The organism is Posidoniimonas corsicana, assembly GCF_007859765.1.
Taxonomy (GTDB): Bacteria; Planctomycetota; Planctomycetia; order Pirellulales; family Lacipirellulaceae; genus Posidoniimonas; species Posidoniimonas corsicana.
The window spans coordinates 361,713-380,813 of sequence record NZ_SIHJ01000003.1 but is presented as its reverse complement, the minus strand read 5'-3'; the positions used below and the strand labels follow the sequence as shown (position 1 = coordinate 380,813).

The following is a 19,101-nucleotide window of genomic DNA, read 5'->3' as shown; positions in this document are numbered from 1 at the left end:
TGCCCCCTCCCCCGCATCGCCCTCAACGCGCCATGAGCCCGCCCGAAGTCATCACCGATCCCGCGAAGCTCCGCCAGCGGATCTCCGCCGCCCGCCCCGCCGGCAAGCGGGTGGCGTTGGTCCCCACGATGGGCGCGTTGCACGCCGGGCACGTGAGCCTGGTGGAAGCGGCCCGCCGCGACTGCGGTGTCGTCATCACGAGCATCTTCGTGAACCCCACCCAGTTTGCTCCGGGCGAGGACTACGAACGCTACCCGCGCAACCTGGAGGGCGACTGCGCGCTGCTCGGCCCGGCCGGGTGCTCGATCGTCTTCGCACCGTCGGTCGAAACGATGTACCCCGCGGGGAGCGAGACGTCGATCGACGTGGGCAGCGTGGCCCGGCCGCTGGAGGGCGAGTCCCGCCCCACCCACTTTGCCGGGGTCGCGACCGTCGTGATGAAGCTGTTCCAGCTGGCGCCCGCCGACGCCGCGTACTTCGGCCGCAAGGACTACCAACAGACGCTGGTGGTGGAGCGGATGGTGCGGGACCTGAACGTGCCGATCGAGCTGGCGGTCTGCCCCATCGTCCGCGAGCCAGACGGCCTGGCGATGAGCTCGCGCAACGCGTACCTGTCCCCCGAAGAACGCTGCCGCGCGCTGGCGATCCATGCTAGCTTGCGGCTGGCGGAGCAGTTGGTTGGCCGCGGCGAGCGCGACGCCCAGCAGATCCGCGAGGCGGCGCTCGCCCTGCTCGCCGAGTCCGACATCACGCCGGAGTACGTCGCGATCGTCCGCGAGGGCACGCTCGAGCCGCTGGAGGTGGTGGAGGGCCCCGCGGTGATCGCCATCGCCGCGCGGGTCGGCAAGACGAGATTGATCGACAACCTGATCCTCCAGTAGGCTTGGGGCCCGCGTCCGTCTCCCCACCCTTCCCCAAGCGCGCAACCAGCCATGCAGAGCGAGCTGCTCAGGATCCCCGTTGAGTTGGGGGGCGTGCCGATCTTCGGGTTCGGCGTGCTGCTGGCTCTGTGGGTCGTCGGGCTGGGCGGGTGGTTGTGGCGGCAGACCAACCGCGGCATGCCGACCGCCGAGGCCCGCGGCTACCTGCCGGTCGGGCTGATGGTGGCCGTGGTGATCGTCGCGCTGCCCCGGATGTTTCCCGGCGGGCTGCCGATCCGCGGCTACGGGCTGATGCTGCTGCTCGCCGCGGTGTGCGGCGTCGGCATGGCGGCGCACCGCGCCCGCCAGAACGGCCTGTCGGCGGACGTCATCTTCTCACTGTCGGTGTGGCTGTTCGTGTGCGGCATCCTCGGCGCGCGCCTGTTCTACGTGATCGAGTACTGGGAGACCCGCTTCGCCACGCTGGGCTTTCCGAACAACGTGGTTCAGATGCTGATGTTCACCGAGGGCGGCCTGGTGGTTTACGGGTCACTGATCGGAGCGGCATTGGCCTTCGTGGCGTTCTGCCTGCGGCACAAGCTGCCGATGCTCGCGTTGGCCGACATCCTGGCCCCCAGCCTGGTGGTGGGACTCGCGCTGGGCCGGGTCGGCTGCCTGTTGAACGGCTGCTGCTACGGCGGCCAGTGCGACCGCGTCTGGGCGGTAACCTTCCCGATGGGCAGCCCGGCCTACCAGGACCAGCTCTACGCCGGCGACCTGGAGCGTGGCCTGCAACTGCAGGAGGACGCCAGCACCCAACCGCCGCGGCTGATCGTGCGGGGGGCGCTGATCGCGGGCCAACCCGACAGCGAGCAGGTCGCAACGATCAACGGCGCCGAGGTGCACGACATGGCTGGCGCGCAGCGGGTGCTGAGCCGCGCGTACTGGAGCGGCGAGGACGTGACGGTCGCCCTCCGCGACGGCCGTCGGGTGATCGGCGCCGGCCAGAGCCTGCCGGTCCACCCCACTCAGCTGTACAGCGCCGTCAACGCCGCGCTGCTGGCGTGGATCACGTGGACCTACTACGCGTTCCGCCGGCGGGACGGCGAGGTGATCGGCCTGCTGCTGACGCTCTACCCGATTTCGAGGTACCTGCTCGAGGATATCCGCACCGACGAGGCGGCCATCTTCGGCACCGGGCTGAGCATCTCTCAGAACGTCAGCGTGGGGCTGCTAGCGGCGGTCGCCGTGTACTGGTTTATCCTGCTCCGCCGGCCCCCCAAGCTGGCGTTTTCCGGGGCGAACCCGGGACTCGCGTAGTTTTTCACTCTTTTTCCAAGAACCAGCGCAGGCAACGCCGCTCAGCGGCAGCTTTCTTTGCGTAAGGGCGATAGCAGGCCGCTGCCGGGCCCCCACGCGGGGCGGCCCAGCGGACCCCCAACGCAGCGACCCCGCCGATGCCCTCCAGCCGTAACCAGCCCGACGCCACGACCCCGCCGGCCACCGGCCAGGCGGTCGATTGGCAGGCCGCGCTCGCGGAGCACGGACCGTGGCTGCGGACCGTGGTGCTGGCGCGCCTGGGCGAGGCCGCGGCCGTGCCCGATGTGATGCAGCAGGTGGCGCTCGCCGCGGCCAAACGCGGCGGGGAGCTGCGCGACCCGGCGCGCGTCGCCCCATGGCTGTACCGGGTGGCGGTGACCGAGTCGCTGCTGCACCGCCGCCGACAGGGCCGCCGGCGCGGGCTGCTGAAACGATTCCAACGCGATGTGCTCCATGGCGAGAACGACCCCCACCAACCCGACCCACTCGACTGGCTGTTGGCGGCCGAGCAGCAGGCGCTCGTCCGACGCGCGCTGGCCTTGCTGCCCCGCCGCGACGCCGAGATCCTGCTGCTCAAGCACACGCAAGACTGGACCTACCGCCAACTGGCCGAACACCTGGGAGTCAGCGAAGCCGCTGTGGATGGGCGGCTGCAACGCGCCCGCGGGCGGCTGCGGAGGGCGCTGGTGACCGCCGACCCAACGCTGGCCCACTGACCTTTCTACTTATCCGACTTCGTACGCGCCCCATGATCCTCGACCAAGACCTCGACCGACTCGCCGACGGAGAGCTCTCGCCCGCCGAGCGGCGCGAACTGCTCCAGGCGCTCGAGACCTCCCCCGGCGACTGGCGCCGGTGCGCGCTGGCGTTCGTTGAATCTCAGGTGCTGCGCGAGGAGCTTGGCGCGGTCGCCGCCGGGGCCGACGGGTCGCCGGTCGCCCCCGCCGAACGGCAGCGGACGCCTTTCGCACCGGGCGGTTGGCTCGCGCTGGCGGCGTCGGTGCTCGTGGCGTTTGGCGCCGGGTCGTTGAGCGGCCGAGTCTGGTCGCCGTCGGCGGCGACAACGATGGCGGGCGTGGAAGAGGAGCAAGAGATGCCCACGGTCGAGCTGCCCTCGCCGGACGACGTCCAGTCCGCTATCGCTGTCCGGCAGCAACGCGCCGACGCGCCGGACGAGGACGTCGTGACGTTCTGGACGAGCGACGACTCGGGCGGCCGACGGTCGCTCCGCACACGGCTGGTGGACGCCGACAAGCTCGACGAGCGGCTCGGTGTGAGGTTCCGCTCGGCGATCCCACCGGAGGTCCGCCAGCGCTACGAGGATCAGGGCTACCGCTTCCAGTCCCGTCAGCGCTACGCGCCGCTAAACATGGACGACGGCCGCGTGCTGGTCGTGCCGGTCGAGGACCTGCAGGTCAAACCGCCGGCCGACGATTACCTGTAGTCAACCAACCCCGTAGCCGCGGCCCGACGCGCCCGGCCAATCCAACGATTCCAAAAGGAAGGAACAAGCCATGGTAAGACACTTCAAGACCTGCGGGCGGCTGATGTCGCTCGCGCTGATCCCGGGGATCGCGTGCACCACGCTAGCGCAGCAGCCGGTGGACGTGAACGTCGACTCGCAAGAAGTGATCGTCCGCGTCGGCGACGACCCGGCCGAAGCGGCCCCCGCGCCGCCGCCGGAGCCCGGCGCCCCGGCGCAGCCCCAGGCCCAATCTCCCGCCCCGTCCTACTGGATCGGCATCCTCGGCGGCGACGTGAGCGAAGAGCTCCGCGCGCACCTCGGCCTCGAGGGCGCCGGCGTGCTGGTCCGTGAGGTCGTGCCAGACAGCCCGGCCGCCCAGGCGGGCATCAAAAAGTTTGACGTGCTGCTCACCGCCAACGGCAAGCCGGTGACCGAGATGGCCACGCTGGCCGGGGTGGTCCGCGAGGTGGGCGGCGCCGAGCCCGGCGAGATCAAGCTCGACCTGCTCCGCGCCGGTGGCCACCAGGAGGTGACCGTTGTGCCCGCCGCCCGGCCCGCAGCGCCTCCGCGTCCGATGCAGCCGGCCCCGCGCGCTGGAGTGTTCGAGCAATTCTTTGGCCCCGAAGACGAGCCGCTGGCTGCTGACGGCCCGAACCTTCAACTCTTTGGTGTTGGGCCCGAGTTTCGGCTGTTCGGCCCGGGCGTCGCCGTGGGCGGCGCGAACGTCGACATCCGCGGCCCCGGCGCCGCGTCCGTGCAGGTGCAGACGCACAACGGCAAGTCGCGCGTCGTCGTGACCCAGGGGGACAAGACCTGGGAGGTGGACGCCGACGACCCCGAGTCGCTCGAGCAGCTGCCGCCGGAGATGCGTCCGATGGTCGAGGGCATGCTGAACGGCCAGGGGGGCGTCAACGTGGCCGTGGATGTCCAGGAGCTGCTGCCGCAGTTGGAAGGGATGTTCGAGGGCTTCGGCGAACGCTGGGCAGGTCGCCGTGACGAGCGTATCCGCCGCCGGCTGGAACTGCTCGAACGGCAGATCGAGCAACTCCGCGGCCGGCTGGGTGAGGAGGCCGGCCAGGCGCCCCCCGCCGCGGACGACGAGGCGCCGGCCTTTGTGCCGCCGCCGGCGCCCGCCGCTGAGATTGAGCTGCCGGCCGAGCCGGCGGTCGAAGAACCCGCCGACCAAGAGTAGCCACGCGGCGTTTCACCACGCCGCAGACGTGCTAACAATCCCACCGGTCACGGCCCAACGGCCGTGACCGGTTTTTTGTTGCGCTGCCTCAGTTGTCCACCGTCTGTCGCGTCTCCACTCCGCCGCTGCAGCCGCAGCCCGGCAGGTGGAACTCGGGGCCGAAGTCGGCGCCGTCCGCCCTGCTGACCGGCGTCAGCGCGGCGGGGGTCTCTTCGGCGGCCAGGTCGGCGAGCGACACCATCGCCAGCCGGCTCTTCGCGCCCGCGGCGATCCCGGCCATGGTCTGGTTCACGCGATCGAGCACCCTGCCGGGCAGGGCCGCCGACTGCACCGGCGCCGAGTCCAGCGGGCCGTCGGTGATCTCGATGACGCGCAGCAGGCTGATCTCGCTGAGCGGCACGCACAGCGTGTAGCCGCCGTCCACGCCTCGCATGGACTTGAGCAGCCCGTGTGTCACAAGACTGCGTAGCACCTGCAGGAAGTAGCGTTCCGGGAACTGGGCCTCGCGGGCGAGCAGGTGCGACGATACGGGCGTGCCCGGGGGGTGTTCGGCCAATTGGAGCAGCGCGCTTAGCGCGTACTCGGCCGTGCGGGTAAGTTTCATCTGTGCCTCGACCTTCTCTATCGTAGAAATGTTCCGTGCGGCGACGCCAATCCGGTTGCGTCCGCCGTTCACTTCATTTCTATGCTCCGCCTGCGATATGGAGTATCGTGAGAACCGCCAGCGTCCGACCAGGTTCTGACGCGTTTTTCTGGAGGGTTTAGGGGCCGCTAGAGGAAACGTCTATGCAGAACATCCACTATGTCTCGGCTTTTGACCGCCGGGCGCGATTCGTGTCGTTCTTTCAGTGCTCCGACAGCCTGCAGTACGACCCGAACCGGCTGCTCGGCCAAACGATGGGCGAGCACCTCAACGATCAAGATCAGGCCCGCCGCATCCGCGCCGCGTTTTCCGAGTGCCTGTTCACCGGCGAGCCCCAGTACTGCACCTGGCGCGGCGAGTACGGCGAGCTGCTGCGGGCCCGGTTTGAGACCGTCGAGCAGCACTCCGACCGGCACCTGCACTCCGATGACGAGGTGGTGGCGATCGCGATCACGTTCCGCCTGCCCGAGCCGATCGACCTGAGCGACCGCGAAACCGAGATCGTCCGCATGATCTGTCGCGACATGAGCTCGGCGGAGATCGCCGAGGAGCTGGGCGTGAAGAGCTCCACCGTCGAGACCCATCGCCAGAACATCCGGCAGAAGCTGGGGGTCAAGGGAACCGCGGGTATCGTGCTGTTCGCGGTGCAGCACGGTCTGCTGGAGTAGCCGCAGCGCCGCACAGCGAAGGGCACGCGCACAGAAAAAGCCAGACGGCCGAAATGCGGCCGCCTGGCTGGGGGGCGCGTCGCCGCCTGGCGAGACGCGCCTCAGGACTAATCAGCTTGCATAAAGCCTAGAAGTTCCTCACGCGCGTGCGGGGCTCCGACGCAGCGCCCGCCTGAGCGTCTTGGGCCTGCTGCTCGAACTGCTTGGCGAGCTGCTTCGCGGCGTCGAGGTGCGTTTTCACCTGGCGTTCGCTCTCCTGCACGAGGCTGGCGAACTGGCTCGGGCCAACGTCTTGCATCGCCTTGAGCTCGGCCAGCATCCACATATGAGCGCCGACCTGCTGGTTCACAAAGCAGCGATCGAACTCCGCTCCCTGCTTCTCGCTGAGCTCGGTCTTCACCATCTGGTGGTTGTTCTGCACCGCGCGGCGCTGGATATCAATCAGCTGCTGAGCGGCGCCGTCTAGAAACGGATCGCGAGCGGTGCTGTCGGCGCCAGCCACCCGATTGCGGGCATTGGATTCTGCGTCGTACTCTCTGCTGGCCGCGTTAGTCCGATTGGTGCGTTCTGCGCCGGAACTAGTCGAAGCAAGGCCCTCGACCGACTTCAGCCCGGGCATCGCCTGGACGAGCTGCTTGTTCAGCAGGTCGTGCGATTGCCGGATTTTGTTTGCCAGCGACTTGACGTCCGAACTCTCCGCCCGCTGCGCGGCCAGGTCGGCCGCCTCGATCTCACACTGGTTGGCGAGCATCATCTTGGCGGCCAAGTAGTTCACGAGCTCGGCATTAGCCTGCTGGCTGGCGCCCTTTTGCTGCTGGTCGCCGCGGTAGTTTGCTTCGCGCCGCTGCGGCGTGTCCGCCGAGTCGGCGGTGCTCTGCTGGGTCGGCTGGTTCCTGTTAGGCAAATATGCGTCCGGCTCGGCAGTGGGCTGCTGAGCCACAGCCGTGACGGGAAGCCCCATCGTGACCACCATCGTCATGGCGAATGACCTACTCATCGTCGCTGCTCCCTTCCTGAGAAGTGAATTGGTCGCCCGCTGTCACACCGACGCGGGTTCGCGAAGAAGCATCCGCAAAGGCTATGCCGTTGAAGAACGAGGCGGCTACTCAGCATTCGCGACGCGGGCGAACGGCGGCTAGCAACGCAGCCGCCCCGCCGACGAGCAGCGCAGTAGTCGGCTCGGGGACCACCGCCACCGACCAGGCGAGTCCGTACTCCTCGCTGGCCTGGCTCCCGAAAATGTCGCCGAAGTAGTTGACCTCGAACTGATAGCGTGAAGTCGCCGGCGCGCGGAAGCTGAGGTGCTCCACCACGTTGACGCCGCTGATCGAGCGGGCGACCACCTGGCCGCTTTCCCGGTCGCGGACGATCAGGTCCAGGTCGGCCTGCGCATCGTCCTGCACGAGCCCGTTGATTAGGAAGGTTTCGCTCCGCTCGCGTCGCCACGCGAGGGTGATCGTCACCGGCGTGTCGGCCTGCACCGTTTCCTCCAGCACGTACACATTGTCAACGCCGTGGGCCACCGAGCCAAAGTCCCACCCGACCGCGTCAATAGCGCCCTGCACGCCAATCGGTGTGCCCGGCACGTCCTGCGTGCCGGCCTGCAGGTACTGATGGTACGCGCCGCCGATGCTGAGCGCTCCCGCGCCGCTGGCGTAGTCAAGCGACTGCGAGGTTTCGATCACCCCGGCTACGGACTCCTGCCCGTTGTTCCAGCCGTCGGGCTTGTCGGCGCTGTTCAGCAACACCGCCTTCACCACCAACGCGTCGCGTGCGGCGGGGTTCGTGGCGAGCGAAGGGTCGGCGTAGCTGCCGGCGACCAGCAGCGTCGCGGCGCCGGCGACAATCGGCGCGGAAAAGCTGGTCCCCGCCAGGCCCGCCGCGTACAAGTTGTCCGCCACGTTGTCGACAGCGCCAACGAGCGTCGGATTGTTTCCGCCGGTGTCCAAACCATGGAACGCTGCGGTGAGGTCCGTGCCCGGAGCGACCAGGTCGACCGCTGCACGGCACTCCGCGCAGAAGAATCCGCCGCCGGCCCAGTCCTGCGGGCCGCGGCTGCTGAAAGCTGCCACCGCGTCGTACCGGTTCGAGCCGTCATTCTGCAGGGCGCCGACGGAGATCGCGTTGAATCCGGAAGCGGGCGAGCCAACCGTTCCGCCCGCCGGGCCGGTGTTGCCGGCCGACACCACCCACGTGACGCCAGGATTCTGGCTGGCGAGGGCGTCGCCTAGCACGGTCAGGCCCGAGTCCGCGCCGGTCGGGTCGGTGAACCCCCAGCTGCTGTTGATGATGTCCGCCGTGTTGAACGAGTGCTCGTAGGCGGTGAAGTAGGTGTCGGCCGAGATGTCAAAGGCGGCCGAGTAGGCGGGACCGGTCCAGTCGGTGGCGATGGCGCCCGACTGCAGCGCCGCGCCGTGCGCGATCCCGCGTTGGTGCTCGCCCGGGACCGCGCCGCCGAGCCGTCCGGCGGCGATTGCGCCAACCCAGGTAGCATGGCGGTCGAACAAGTCGCTTTGCTGGTCGCCCCGCGTGCCCGGGTCGTCCCACGCGGCTGCGTCGTGAACGAAGGGGCCGACGTGCCCTAACGACTCGTGCCCGCTCCAGACGTGGCCCCCTTCGACATTGGCCAGCCGGGCGCCGGCGCCGGTGACTCCCCGATCATAGAACGCGTCCGCACCGAGGAGCGTCGCGACGCTCGGCCCGGCGAAGGTCGACGGGATGCTCGTGACCAGGTGCGCGGTGGCCGCGACCTTCCCCTCCGGCATCGGCATGACCTGCGGCCCCAGCGGTCCGATAACCTTCAGCGGCGGCTTGTCGGGCAGGCCGGTAGCCGATGCGTTGCGGCCAGCGCCCGCGGCGCCAACTCCAGGCGCCATCAGGCAGGCCAACAGGCCCGCCAGCGCAGAATAGCAACCGGATTGCGAACGGATCACTAGCGGACTCCCGGTCAAGATAGGTGCGTCAGGGCAGCAGCGTTCGACGAGTCCGCTCGCGGCCGGGGAAAGAGCCCCCCGCGCGAAGTCCGCCAGGCCCTACCCTAAGCCGGTGGGGCCCTAGAAGCAAACCGGAGTCGGCTTAGACTTCCAGCTGCACAACATCCTGCGAGCCGGCCTGGCTGCGCCGCAGCTGGCCGCAGGCGGCGTTGATCTTGTCGCCCTTGCGGTGGCGGAAGCGGACCGCCAGGCCGCCGCCCTCCAGCACCGCGCGGAACGCCTTCTGGGCCTCCATGCTGGGCGTCTGGTACGGCAGCCCCTCGACCGGGTTGTACGGGATCACGTTGATCAGCGCCTCGCGTCCCCTGAGCAGCCGCACCAGTCGGTGGGCGTGCTCGGGCTGGTCGTTCAGGTCGGCCAGCAGCACGTACTCGAAGGTCAGCCGCCGGCGGGTGGCGTCGTAGTACTCGTCGGCGGCGGCCAGGATCTCGTCGATGCCGATCTTGTTGTTGGTCGGCACAATGCGGTTCCGCAGCTCGTCGTCGGGCGCGTGCAGCGAGATCGCCAGACGGTACTGCGTTTCTTCCCGCGCGAGGCGGCGGATCGACTTGGGCAGGCCAACCGTCGAGATCGTGATCCGCCGGTGGCTGATCCCCAGACCATCGGGCCGGGTCGCCTCGGCGAGCGCCGGCAGCACCGCGTCGAGGTTCGCCAGCGGCTCGCCCATGCCCATCATCACGATGTGGCTCATGCGCTCCTCCGGCGCCAGGTGGCGCTGCAGGCGGAGGAACTGCTCGACGATCTCCCCGGTGGTCAGGTTGCGGTCGACGCCGTCCAGGCCGCTGGCGCAGAACACGCAGCCCATGCCGCAGCCCACCTGGCTGCTCACGCACATGGTGCGGCGGTGCTCGTCCCGCAGCAGCACGCACTCGATCTGCCCCCCCTGCTCCAGCCCCAGCAGCAGCTTCTCGGTGCCGTCGGCCGCCTCGGTGTGGCGGTCGACCCGCGAGCTCCACAGCGGCAGCTCCGCGGCCAGCTCCGCCCGCAGCTGCTTGGAGAGGTTGCTCATCGCATCCCACCCCTCGGCCCGCTTCTCGAACAGCCACTGCCGGATCTGCTTGCGGCGGTAGCCCGGCAGCGAGTGCGCAGCGGCGATCTCGTCGAGGCGTTGGTCGATGTTGGAAAGGAGGTGAGGCAACGTGCTGCTTCGGAAATGTGAGTGTGTACTAGACGCTAGACTGCGAATTCCTCGATAACCAGTCGAGATAGTCGCCAAGCTCAGGTAGCTTGATGTACCCCTCGTCCTCGGGCGTAGCTGGGAGCATCACTACTTCAATATGGTGGATTCTCTCCGCGCAAGCTCGTTCACCAATCCCACCTTCAAGCACAAGCCATAGGGAGTTCTCCGTTTCCTCCCGTAAATGTGGCGATAGATCGGGTACTCCGATACGTAGTCCTACAAGCGATGGATTGCTTTTTGAGCGAAGTGGAAGAAACCATAGTTCACTGGAGTTCAGGCTCACTTCGCCAAACTCGTGTACGAAATCGAATCCATAAGGTGGCTTCAATGCAATGATATGCCACTTTGGAATCTCCGGCGCCGTCGCCACCAACGAATCAACTAGAGCAAACTTGGATTTGACGCCATCGGCGGTGATGATCAACTCGTTGTAGCCCTCAGACAGCGGCTCCGAAATCTGAAACCAGAGATCGGGATCGTATTGGTGCAGATGCAATTGCAGCTCAGAGAGCAGAGATTCACCGTTAAGAGAAGCATTGATGCTCCGAAATCGCTCATGCTGCTCACTGAACCACGTCCAGAACTGCGCCGCGTCAGTTGCCATCCGTGTTCTGTCTCAATATAGGTACTCGAAACACGCTCTCGTCGTGAGCCATGTGCCACTGGCAAAGCCAGTATGAACTAATGGCGACGGCTCATCGCGTTTCACACTGGCAGAGCCAGTGGCCAAAAAAACAAGCATCCAAAGTTGGCAGGCGTCGTAGGCATTCGCAGTTCCTACCGCTGAATCATCGCCGGCAGCGTGGTGTAAAGGTAGTAGGCTCGCGGCGTGGTCAGGTCGAAGAACGCCCGCAGCTCGCCCAGCGGGCCTTGGCTCTGACTGGCGGCCTGGGCGTTCATCAGCGCGTCGAACGGCGTAAGCTGCTTCTTGTACTCCACGCAGCGGACCGAGCTGGTGGACACGCCCGCCAGCTCGCAGGTGCGCTCGATGGCCGCCTCGATAAAGCCGATCTTGTCGACCAGGCCGTTGTCGACCGCCTGCGTGGCGGTGAAGATCTGCCCCTGGGCGACATCTTTGAGCGCGGCGTCGTCTTCGCGGAACTTGGGCCGGCCGGACCGCACGATGTCGAGGAAGTCCTCGTAGGTCTCGTCGACCAGCTCCTGGAACAGCTCGCGCTCCTCGGGGCTCATCTCGCGGGTGGGCGATCCCATCCGCTTGAACTTGCCGCTGGTGATCGAGTCCTCCTCGACGCCGTACTCCTGCATCAGGCCGACCAGGTTGTAGTGCGGGATCACCACGCCGATCGAGCCGGTCCAGGTGGTCGGCTCGGCGAAGATCACGTCCTCTTCGTCGCCCACCGCCATGGCGATGTAGTAGCCGCCGCTGGCGCACAGGCTGCCCATGCTGACCACCACCGGGAACGAATCGCCCTTGGCCTCGCGCAGCTCGCGCAGGTGGTGCAGCAGGTAGTCGCTGTAGGTGACCGTGCCGCCCGGCGAGTTGATCCGCAGCACCAGCCCGCGGACGCTGTCGTCCTTGCGGACCAGGTCGATCTGCTTCTTGGCGAAGTCGTCGCCCTCGATGATCGTGCCGGTGACGCTGATGATGGCGATCTTGTCCGTGGCGGTCTTGCTGAGCGAGTGGTACTTCTCCTGCGGCCCCCCCGGCTCGCTGAAGTAGCTCTGGTACTGCGCGGACAGGCCCATCAGAGCGATCACTAGGATCACGACCACCGCGATCAGCACCTTGCCGAAGCGGCCGAACATGCTCTCCTTCTTTTCCTGGATGACGATGGTCTGCGTCGGCTGGGCGTCGGGGGACATGCGGGGGTCCTAGGTCGGGGCGGTTGAATCCGGAATCGAGAAATTGTAGCACGGCTCTCCGAGCCGTGAACTCACGGCTCGCCGAGAGGTGCTACCCGGGGCGCACTAGTCCACGCCGTGGTAGGTGCTGATGATCTTCCACGCCTCCTCAGGCGTTTCGGCGTAGCTGACCAGATCCAGGTGCTCGTCGGCGATGACTCCCTCGTCGGCCAGGGTCTGCAGGTTCATGACGCCCTCCCAGTACTCGCGGCCGTACAGGATGATCGGGATCGCCTGCATGCGGCCGGTCTGGCGCAGGCAGAGCGTGTTGAACAGTTCGTCCAGCGTGCCGTAGCCGCCGGGGAACACCACCAGCGCCGCGGCCCGCAGGATGAAGTGGAACTTCCGCATCGCGAAGTAGTGGAACTGGAAGCACAGGCTGGGCGTGATGTAGGGGTTGGGCTCCTGCTCGTGCGGCAGCTCGATGTTCAGCCCGATGCTCTTGGCTCCGACGTCGAACGCGCCGCGGTTGGCGGCCTCCATGATGCCGGGGCCGCCGCCGGTGGTGACCACAAACTCGCACTTGCCGTCGATCTGGCAGGTGCTCGACACGATGCGTGCGAACTCGCGGCACTCGTCGTAGTAGCGGGCCTTGCCGAGCTGCTTCTCGGCGCGCAGCACGGCCCGCTGCAGCCGCTCGTTGTCGGGGTCGCCCTCCAGCTCCAGCTTCGCCAGCTTGACCCGGCTCTCGGCCTCGTGCTGGGGCACGATCTGGGTGCCGCCGAACACCACCACGGTCGAGTCGACCCCCTCGCGGACCATCGCCTGCTCGGTCTTCTGCAGCTCCAACTGCATGCGGACGGGGCGCATCTCGGGCTCGGCGAGGAACAGCACGTCCTTCTCGGCCAGCACGTAGCTGGGCGAGCCGAGGATCGCCTGGCGGTTCTTCTCGACCTCCTCGGGGAGTTGCTCGTGGTGGGCGTCCAGGGAGAATTCGTTGGGGGAGGTCATGCGTTTCGTGACGGGGATAAGGTCTGCTTAGAACAAGAAAAGGCGGCAGAACCGGGCGAGAATCCGCCCAGACTGACATACCCTTGCCGCTGAGAGCGCAAGTATATTCGATTCCCACGCCCGCCGGGCCTAGGGATTCCCGTTAGCTACGCGTCAGGCGCCGCTACCCAGGCAACGAGGATTAGGAGTTCCCCATGATCGAACGCCCCGAGCTAGAGGGTTCGCCGTTCGACCCCAAGAAGTACGGCAGCACCGCCAAGAAGCTGGACGACCAGCTCATGGCCGAGATCTCGCCCGCCTGGGCGCCCATGCTGCAGGAGTTTTTGGTCGACGCCGAGCTGCTGGCCATGCAGAAGTGGGCCAACTCGGTCGCGGTGAAGCGGCTGCGGCACAACGACCACGGCCCCGTGCACATGCGGATCGCGGCGCTGCACAGCCTGCGGATCCTCAACAAGCTGATCGAGGGCAACGTGCAGCCGTCGGTTGTGACCGAGGGCTACGGCGAACGCGTGCACGCCGAGGTGGCCCTAGTGCTCGGCGCCCTGATGCACGACGTCGGCATGGGCGTCACGCGGCAGAAGCACGAGTGGCACTCGGCCGCCATGGCCGACCGGATGTTCGACCGCTACCTGCCCAAGTTCTTCCCGGACGACATCGCCAGCCAGGTGATGGTCCGCACGCTGGCCCGCGAGATCATCATCGGCCACATGGGCAACGAGAAGGTGTACTCGGTCGAGGCCGGCGCGCTGCTCGTGGCCGACGGCACCGACATGACCTCCGGCCGGTCGCGGCTGGTCGGCATGCTGCACAAGGAGCCCGCCGTGGGCGACATGCACAAGATCTCCGCCGACGCGGTCACCAAGGTCTGCATCGAGACCGGCGAGAACAAGCCCGTGGCGATCTCGATCCTGATGGACGACTACGCCGGCATCTTCCAGGTGGAGCAGGTGCTGATGCCCAAGGTCGACGCCAGCCCCATCAAGGGCTTCCTGGAGATCAACGTCCGCGTGACCGGCGAGCCGGAGCGGCGGTACCTGCGTTAGCGGAGTTTGGTGGGTGCAGTGTGGCAGGTGGTAGGTAGTTGGGAGCTCACTAACACACTCTGGTGCGTTGCGGCCGCTGGAGTTTTGTCCCTTTTGGCGCTACGCAACCTTAGGGACAAAAGTCGGCCCACTCTTCGCTCGCTGATTTCCCTAAGGCGTTGCGATCGCAGCGTTTCCGCAACCGGGCTGGGCAAGCGGCGGGCGACTTTTGTCCACCACGGTGCGCCGATAGGGACAAAAGTCTGCCGGTCGGCGGCGCCGTTGCCCGGAAGTGAGTTGTGAAAGAGCGGCCGGCAGACCCCGCCGGACGACTCCATTGGAGCACAGGGGGTGGCCTGGTTTCTACGGAAAAGTGCCGAGAAAGCCCCGTTGGAGTCCACGCTTCAGCGTGCTGCACGGCAGCCTATCGGGCAGTTGCCGCCGCTTCGGCTGTTCGACGTGACCAGAGTTGCTCCCGATCGACTAGCACCTCGCAGCCGGGCGTTCGCCGTTCGAACTCCTGAACGGCGGAGAGCGACACGTCTTCGGCGGAAAAAGAAAGCCTCACCAGCCCGCTGACGGGAGCTAGCGACAACAACCGCTCGTCGTCTAGGTAGCCCCGACGGAATCTCAGAATACATCGGTCCGTTCGCAAGTCTCGCAGCCTAGCAAAGTCTTCATCAGTCGGTGCGACGCCGAAGAAGTCGACAAACACGCTTCTGCCAGCGAGTCCCATTACATTCACACCCCGTTGCTGCAGATCGGAAGCCCACTCGCGCAGGCGGTTTTCGCGGCGGACCTCCGCCCCGACGTAGGCGGCACAGCACGCCGCAACAGCCACTACTAGCAGCATTCCGGATATCGAGAACCGGGGCCGTTGCTTGACCAGCAGCCACGGCAGCCGGAGGAGGAGAAGCAGGCCCCTTCGGCGTGTGTCGTCGCCCGAGATGATCATGCCGGTTGATCCTGCTAGCGCTGATGCTGGCTGCCTAGCGCTGTCAGACCCATGGAGAACGGCAGACGCTACCCCAGCTCCACCGAGTCCCCCAGCTCCGGCACCATCACCTCCCAGCCGCGTTCGGTGCGGAGGGTGTCGGCCAGCGCGTCGGCGCTGTCGGGTTCGCCGTGGGTCATGAAGGTCTGCTTGGGGGCGGGCAAGTCCTGCAGCCACCGCAGCAGGCCGGTGCGGTCGGCGTGGCCGGACAGGCCGGGGACCTTCTCGATGGCCGCGTTCACGGCGATGTCCTGGCCGTGCATGCGGAGCGTTTCGGCGCCCTCCTCCAGCCGGCGGCCGCGGGTGCCGACCGCCTGGTAGCCGCCCATGATGATGGTGGTGCGGGGGTCGGAGAGCCGCCGCTTGAGGTGGTGGATAATGCGGCCGCCGGTCATCATGCCGCTCGAGGCGATGATGATGGCCGGGTGGTCCAGGTGGTTGAGCGCCTTGGACTCGTCCGCCGACCGGCAGAGGTGCACCGCCGGGCCGCCCAGCACGGGGCGGTCGCCGCACAGCTCGCCTTCGGAGAGGTCGTGGTCGATGCTGTGCTCGCGGTAGATGTCCGTGGCGTTGCAGGCCATCGGGCTGTCGAGGTAGATCGGCAGGTCGGGGATGACGCCGTCGCACTTGAGCAGCTGCAGCAGGTAGATGAGCTGCTGCGCACGCCCTACCGCGAACGAGGCCATCAGGATCACGCCGCCCCGCTCGATCCCACGGTTCACCACCTCGCCGAGCGAAGCCCTGAGGTCCACGTCGGGGTGGTCGCGGTTGCCGTAGGTGCTCTCGCAGATCAGGTAGTCGCACTCCGGCGGGGGCGTGGGGTCGTGGTAGAGGGGGCCGTCGTAGCGCCCGACGTCGCCGGAGAACAGGATCCGCGTGACCTTGTCGTGCTGGCGGACCTCGACCTCGATCATGTTGGAGCCGAGCAGGTGGCCGGCGTCGTGGAAGCGGGCCCAGACCGGGCCGGCCACGTTGATCCAGTCCTCGCGGTCGCACTCGCGGAGCAGCTTGACGGTCTCGAGCACGTCGCGGCCGTCGTAGAGCGGCAGCGCCGGCTTGTGCTTGCTGAAGCCCTTCTTATTGGCGTAGGCGGCGTCCTGCTCCTGGATCTTGGCCGAGTCGAGCATGATGATCTCGGCCAGCTTGGCGGTGGCCGGCGTGCAGAACACCCGCCGGTTGTAGCCCTCCTTCACCACTCTCGGCAGGTAGCCGCAGTGGTCCAGGTGGGCGTGCGTCAGCAGGATGGCGTCCAGCTCGCCCGCCTTGAAAGGCGTGCCGGCCCAGTTGAGCTCGCGGAGCTTCTTCAGGCCCTGGAACAGCCCGCAGTCGATCAGCACGCTGGCGCCGTCGGCCTCGAGCAGGTACTTGGAGCCGGTGACCGTGTGCGCCGCGCCGTGGAAGGTGAGTCGGATCATAGAGGAGAGGTGAGGAGTGAGGGGTCGGAGATCAGGGCAGCGCGTATTCTACACCTGGGGTCATGCCCCAGGCTACGGTTAGCAAGGCCGCTGGCCATGGCGGTCGTTGGCTGAATGCCAACTTCACCGTAGCCGAGGACTACGCTCTAGGTCGGTTGGCTACCCCCATATCCACCAGCCAACAAGCGCGAACAGCGTTCCGAAGACCAGCTCGAACAGCCAGTAGCGGATCGGGATTGGCGCCTTGCAGTCGTAGCACTTGCCGCGTAGCACCAACCAGCCGATCACCGGCAGGTTGTGGCGCCAGCGGATGGGGTGGTTGCAGACCGGGCAGTGCGAGCCCTTCACGACCACATCCTCGCCCCGTGGCGCGCGGGTGTAGACCACGTTCAGGAAGCTCCCCACGCACGCGCCCACGGCAAAGAACCACAACACCAACGCCACGACCGGCGCGACTTCCAGCCAGGTTGGCACTTCGGTGGTGTTGAGCCAGTCCCACATGGGATTGCGGATTGCAGATTGGGGATTTCGGATTCGCTGCGGTGGGACCGCGAGAAGTCGCCGCGTTTAACTAGCTTCCAACTTCCAGCTTCCAACTAAAACAGCCCAGACAGCGGGCCGCCGTTGGCGGCCATGGCTTCGATCTTCTTGGTTACCTCGGGGTCTTCCTCCAGGACCGGCGCGTGGTGCGGCTTGATCCGTGCGTCGATCACCAGCGGGCCGTGGCAGCCCCAGTGCTTCTGGCGGGTGAACGCGTCGACGCCGTACAGGTCGGCGGCGGGGTTCGCCCGCGTGAACGCAGCCCACAGAAAGTTATCAATCGAAGATTCGCCGCTGGCGGACGCAACAAATCCGGGGTCGTCGCACACAACGATCAACCGGAACTTGCGGAGCGGGCTGCCGACAGGGATCGCATCGCACAGCCGCTGGACGTCCGCGGCGGCCCGGGCGGCGGACTCGCTGAGGCCCTGCTGTTCCACGCCAGCGCCGGCGGCCGGGTCGCGGCGGCTGGCGTCGTAGTCGAAGGTGGGCGCGGGCAGCTGGGGGCCGCGGACGGCGACCACACCGGGCAGCACCACCTGCGGGTCGGAGAAACCCTCGGGCAGGTCGACGTGGCCGTCGACGCTTGTGGCAAGGTCGAACTTCGGTGGGCCGGCGGCGGCGATGACCACCTTGCTGCCGGCGTTGAGCCCGTCGCCCGAGTAGTCGAGCGTGTCGATGGTGGTCTGCGTGTGGAAGTGCAGGTCGCGCGTCCAGTCGGCCCGCTGCAGCACGTGCGCGAAGAAGTCGGCGATGTGGTGCAGGTTGAGGTTCGGCGCGTCGGCCCGGTTGATGATCATCAGGAACTTGGCCAGCGACAGCTGCCCCTGCCCCAAGATGGCGCACGCCTGGGTGAGCAGCTCCTGCGGGCGGTGCTCTTTCATGAACGGCATGTAGCGCTCGCTGCCGATCGCCAGCAGCAGCGGGTGCACGCCCGCCGCGTCGACCGCGTGCACGCCGTGTACGCCCGGCAGCACGGTCGGGATCACAGGACCGGTGAGGTCGTGGATCAGCTGCCCGAAGGCCGTGTCCTCCTGCGGCGGGCGGCCCACCACGGTGAACGGCCAGATGGCGTCGGCGCGGTGGAAGACGTGCTCCACCTTGAGCACTGGGAACGGGTGCCTCAGTGAGTAGTAGCCGAGGTGGTCGCCGAAGGGCCCCTCGGGGAGCATCCGGCCGTCGATTACCGTGCCGCAGAGGGCGAAGTCGGTGTCGGCGTGCACCGGCAGCCCGTCGCTCCGGTGCACCATACGGATGCGCCCGCCGCCCAGTGCGCCGGCGAAAGTGAGTTCGCTCATCCCTTCGGGCAGCGGCATCACCGCCGCCAGGTTCATGGCGGGCGTGCCGCCGACGAACACGTTGACGCGGAATGGATTTCCCATCCGCATCGCGGCGGCCTGGTGCACGCCGATCGATCTATGCAACTGGTAGTGCAGCCCGATCTGTTTGTCCTGCTCGTACTCGTTGCCGGAGAGCTGGATACGGTACATACCAAGGTTCGACCGCTTCACACCGGGTGCGGCGGGGTCCTCGGTGTAGACCTGCGGCAGAGTGACAAAGGCGCCGCCGTCGCGGGGCCAGCTGACCAACTGGGGGAGCTGGCTGACGGTGGTCTCGTTCGCCATGACCGGCCCGGTGCGGACCATCCGCGGCAGCATGTGCAGCGCGGAGTACGACGCCTTGGCCGCCGCGAACGGCGAACGCAGCGCGCCGCTGGGGTCGACCTTCAGCCCGATCAGCCGCTGCACCCGCTCGTAGGCGTCGCGGAACATGAAGCGCGACCGCTCGAGGGTTCCAAACAGGTTGCTGGCCATCGGGAACCGGCAGCCCGGGACGTTGCTGAATAGCAGCGCCGGCCCGCCCGCCGCGTAGACGCGGCGGTGGATGGCGGCGGCCTCCAGGTAGGCGCTGACCGGGGCGTCGATGCGCCGCAGGCGGCCGTGCTGCTCGAGGTCGTCGACGCACTGGCGGAGAGATTTGTAGCCCATGGAGAGT

18 protein-coding genes are annotated in these 19,101 nt (G+C 67.3%); 7 read left to right on the top strand and 11 right to left on the bottom strand.

Features of this window, described 5'->3' with window-relative positions; genetic code table 11:
• Positions 1-32: 32 nt before the first annotated feature.
• The 5 genes from panC to KOR34_RS20910 all read left to right on the top strand — a co-directional run bounded on the left by panC (position 33) and on the right by KOR34_RS20910 (position 4,837).
• On the top strand, positions 33-881 hold the full coding sequence (gene panC / locus KOR34_RS20930; protein WP_146567890.1) for a pantoate--beta-alanine ligase: 849 nt from the start codon (positions 33-35) through the stop codon (positions 879-881).
• Between the two features lie 51 nt (positions 882-932).
• Positions 933-2,180: a prolipoprotein diacylglyceryl transferase gene (locus KOR34_RS20925; protein ID WP_146567888.1), complete on the top strand. Its 1,248-nt coding sequence runs from the start codon at positions 933-935 to the stop codon at positions 2,178-2,180.
• Positions 2,181-2,317: 137 nt separating this feature from the next.
• Positions 2,318-2,896 (top strand): RNA polymerase sigma factor, encoded by a 579-nt coding sequence (locus KOR34_RS20920; RefSeq protein ID WP_146567886.1) that lies wholly within the window; start codon positions 2,318-2,320, stop codon positions 2,894-2,896.
• A 32-nt stretch (positions 2,897-2,928) separates the two neighbouring features.
• Positions 2,929-3,624 (top strand): anti-sigma factor family protein, encoded by a 696-nt coding sequence (locus tag KOR34_RS20915; protein ID WP_146567884.1) that lies wholly within the window; start codon positions 2,929-2,931, stop codon positions 3,622-3,624.
• 70 nt (positions 3,625-3,694) lie between these two features.
• Positions 3,695-4,837: a PDZ domain-containing protein gene (locus KOR34_RS20910; RefSeq protein WP_146567882.1), complete on the top strand. Its 1,143-nt coding sequence runs from the start codon at positions 3,695-3,697 to the stop codon at positions 4,835-4,837.
• Positions 4,838-4,925: 88 nt separating this feature from the next.
• Here the strand turns inward: KOR34_RS20910 and KOR34_RS20905 are convergent, their stop codons facing one another.
• Positions 4,926-5,441 carry an RrF2 family transcriptional regulator gene (locus tag KOR34_RS20905; RefSeq protein ID WP_146567880.1) on the bottom strand — a complete coding sequence of 172 codons (516 nt, stop codon included), beginning with the start codon at positions 5,439-5,441 and terminating at the stop codon, positions 4,926-4,928.
• A 182-nt stretch (positions 5,442-5,623) separates the two neighbouring features.
• On the opposite strand from KOR34_RS20905, the gene KOR34_RS20900 reads away from it, so the two are divergent.
• The gene (locus KOR34_RS20900) at positions 5,624-6,148 is read left to right on the top strand and encodes a helix-turn-helix transcriptional regulator (RefSeq protein WP_146567878.1); all 525 of its coding nucleotides are present in this window, start codon (positions 5,624-5,626) and stop codon (positions 6,146-6,148) included.
• Between the two features lie 127 nt (positions 6,149-6,275).
• Here the strand turns inward: KOR34_RS20900 and KOR34_RS20895 are convergent, their stop codons facing one another.
• The 6 genes from KOR34_RS20895 to KOR34_RS20870 all read right to left on the bottom strand — a co-directional run bounded on the left by KOR34_RS20895 (position 6,276) and on the right by KOR34_RS20870 (position 13,135).
• Positions 6,276-7,145: a DUF4142 domain-containing protein gene (locus tag KOR34_RS20895; RefSeq protein ID WP_146567876.1), complete on the bottom strand. Its 870-nt coding sequence runs from the start codon at positions 7,143-7,145 to the stop codon at positions 6,276-6,278.
• Positions 7,146-7,254: 109 nt separating this feature from the next.
• Positions 7,255-9,081, bottom strand: coding sequence for a S8 family serine peptidase (locus KOR34_RS20890; RefSeq protein ID WP_146567874.1), 1,827 nt, complete (start codon positions 9,079-9,081; stop codon positions 7,255-7,257).
• Between the two features lie 142 nt (positions 9,082-9,223).
• The gene (gene rlmN, locus KOR34_RS20885) at positions 9,224-10,279 is read right to left on the bottom strand and encodes a 23S rRNA (adenine(2503)-C(2))-methyltransferase RlmN (RefSeq protein WP_228714722.1); all 1,056 of its coding nucleotides are present in this window, start codon (positions 10,277-10,279) and stop codon (positions 9,224-9,226) included.
• A gap of 28 nt (positions 10,280-10,307) precedes the next feature.
• On the bottom strand, positions 10,308-10,925 hold the full coding sequence (locus KOR34_RS20880; protein WP_146567872.1) for a hypothetical protein: 618 nt from the start codon (positions 10,923-10,925) through the stop codon (positions 10,308-10,310).
• Between the two features lie 173 nt (positions 10,926-11,098).
• Positions 11,099-12,145, bottom strand: a complete 1,047-nt coding sequence (gene sppA, locus KOR34_RS20875; protein ID WP_146567870.1) for a signal peptide peptidase SppA — start codon at positions 12,143-12,145, stop codon at positions 11,099-11,101.
• A 105-nt stretch (positions 12,146-12,250) separates the two neighbouring features.
• Complete coding sequence (locus KOR34_RS20870; protein ID WP_146567868.1) at positions 12,251-13,135, bottom strand: LOG family protein; 885 nt, start codon at positions 13,133-13,135, stop codon at positions 12,251-12,253.
• A 194-nt stretch (positions 13,136-13,329) separates the two neighbouring features.
• Between KOR34_RS20870 and KOR34_RS20865 the strand changes: the two genes are divergently transcribed.
• Positions 13,330-14,178: a phosphohydrolase gene (locus tag KOR34_RS20865; RefSeq protein ID WP_146567866.1), complete on the top strand. Its 849-nt coding sequence runs from the start codon at positions 13,330-13,332 to the stop codon at positions 14,176-14,178.
• 403 nt (positions 14,179-14,581) lie between these two features.
• Here KOR34_RS20865 and KOR34_RS20860 read toward each other — a convergent pair whose 3' ends face one another.
• The 4 genes from KOR34_RS20860 to KOR34_RS20845 form a co-directional block, all read right to left on the bottom strand.
• Positions 14,582-15,112 (bottom strand): hypothetical protein, encoded by a 531-nt coding sequence (locus tag KOR34_RS20860; protein ID WP_146567864.1) that lies wholly within the window; start codon positions 15,110-15,112, stop codon positions 14,582-14,584.
• Positions 15,113-15,180: 68 nt separating this feature from the next.
• The gene (locus tag KOR34_RS20855; RefSeq protein ID WP_146567862.1) at positions 15,181-16,566 is read right to left on the bottom strand and encodes an MBL fold metallo-hydrolase RNA specificity domain-containing protein; all 1,386 of its coding nucleotides are present in this window, start codon (positions 16,564-16,566) and stop codon (positions 15,181-15,183) included.
• A gap of 159 nt (positions 16,567-16,725) precedes the next feature.
• Complete coding sequence (locus KOR34_RS20850) at positions 16,726-17,067, bottom strand: prepilin peptidase (protein WP_146567860.1); 342 nt, start codon at positions 17,065-17,067, stop codon at positions 16,726-16,728.
• A 95-nt stretch (positions 17,068-17,162) separates the two neighbouring features.
• Positions 17,163-19,094, bottom strand: coding sequence for a UbiD family decarboxylase (locus KOR34_RS20845; protein WP_146567858.1), 1,932 nt, complete (start codon positions 19,092-19,094; stop codon positions 17,163-17,165).
• Positions 19,095-19,101: the final 7 nt, after the last annotated feature.

What these genes read in the sequence shown, in the direction of transcription:
- KOR34_RS20880 (WP_146567872.1), bottom strand. Translation starts at nt 10,925, where the DNA reads ATGGCAACTGACGCGGCGCAGTTCTGGACGTGGTTCAGTGAGCAGCAT.
- KOR34_RS20900 (WP_146567878.1), top strand. Translation starts at nt 5,624, where the DNA reads ATGCAGAACATCCACTATGTCTCGGCTTTTGACCGCCGGGCGCGATTC.
- KOR34_RS20895 (WP_146567876.1), bottom strand. Translation starts at nt 7,145, where the DNA reads ATGAGTAGGTCATTCGCCATGACGATGGTGGTCACGATGGGGCTTCCC.
- KOR34_RS20870 (WP_146567868.1), bottom strand. Translation starts at nt 13,135, where the DNA reads ATGACCTCCCCCAACGAATTCTCCCTGGACGCCCACCACGAGCAACTC.
- KOR34_RS20865 (WP_146567866.1), top strand. Translation starts at nt 13,330, where the DNA reads ATGATCGAACGCCCCGAGCTAGAGGGTTCGCCGTTCGACCCCAAGAAG.
- KOR34_RS20920 (WP_146567886.1), top strand. Translation starts at nt 2,318, where the DNA reads ATGCCCTCCAGCCGTAACCAGCCCGACGCCACGACCCCGCCGGCCACC.
- KOR34_RS20845 (WP_146567858.1), bottom strand. Translation starts at nt 19,094, where the DNA reads ATGGGCTACAAATCTCTCCGCCAGTGCGTCGACGACCTCGAGCAGCAC.
- KOR34_RS20910 (WP_146567882.1), top strand. Translation starts at nt 3,695, where the DNA reads ATGGTAAGACACTTCAAGACCTGCGGGCGGCTGATGTCGCTCGCGCTG.
- KOR34_RS20850 (WP_146567860.1), bottom strand. Translation starts at nt 17,067, where the DNA reads ATGTGGGACTGGCTCAACACCACCGAAGTGCCAACCTGGCTGGAAGTC.
- sppA (WP_146567870.1), bottom strand. Translation starts at nt 12,145, where the DNA reads ATGTCCCCCGACGCCCAGCCGACGCAGACCATCGTCATCCAGGAAAAG.
- KOR34_RS20915 (WP_146567884.1), top strand. Translation starts at nt 2,929, where the DNA reads ATGATCCTCGACCAAGACCTCGACCGACTCGCCGACGGAGAGCTCTCG.
- KOR34_RS20860 (WP_146567864.1), bottom strand. Translation starts at nt 15,112, where the DNA reads ATGATCATCTCGGGCGACGACACACGCCGAAGGGGCCTGCTTCTCCTC.
- KOR34_RS20905 (WP_146567880.1), bottom strand. Translation starts at nt 5,441, where the DNA reads ATGAAACTTACCCGCACGGCCGAGTACGCGCTAAGCGCGCTGCTCCAA.
- KOR34_RS20925 (WP_146567888.1), top strand. Translation starts at nt 933, where the DNA reads ATGCAGAGCGAGCTGCTCAGGATCCCCGTTGAGTTGGGGGGCGTGCCG.
- panC (WP_146567890.1), top strand. Translation starts at nt 33, where the DNA reads ATGAGCCCGCCCGAAGTCATCACCGATCCCGCGAAGCTCCGCCAGCGG.
- KOR34_RS20855 (WP_146567862.1), bottom strand. Translation starts at nt 16,566, where the DNA reads ATGATCCGACTCACCTTCCACGGCGCGGCGCACACGGTCACCGGCTCC.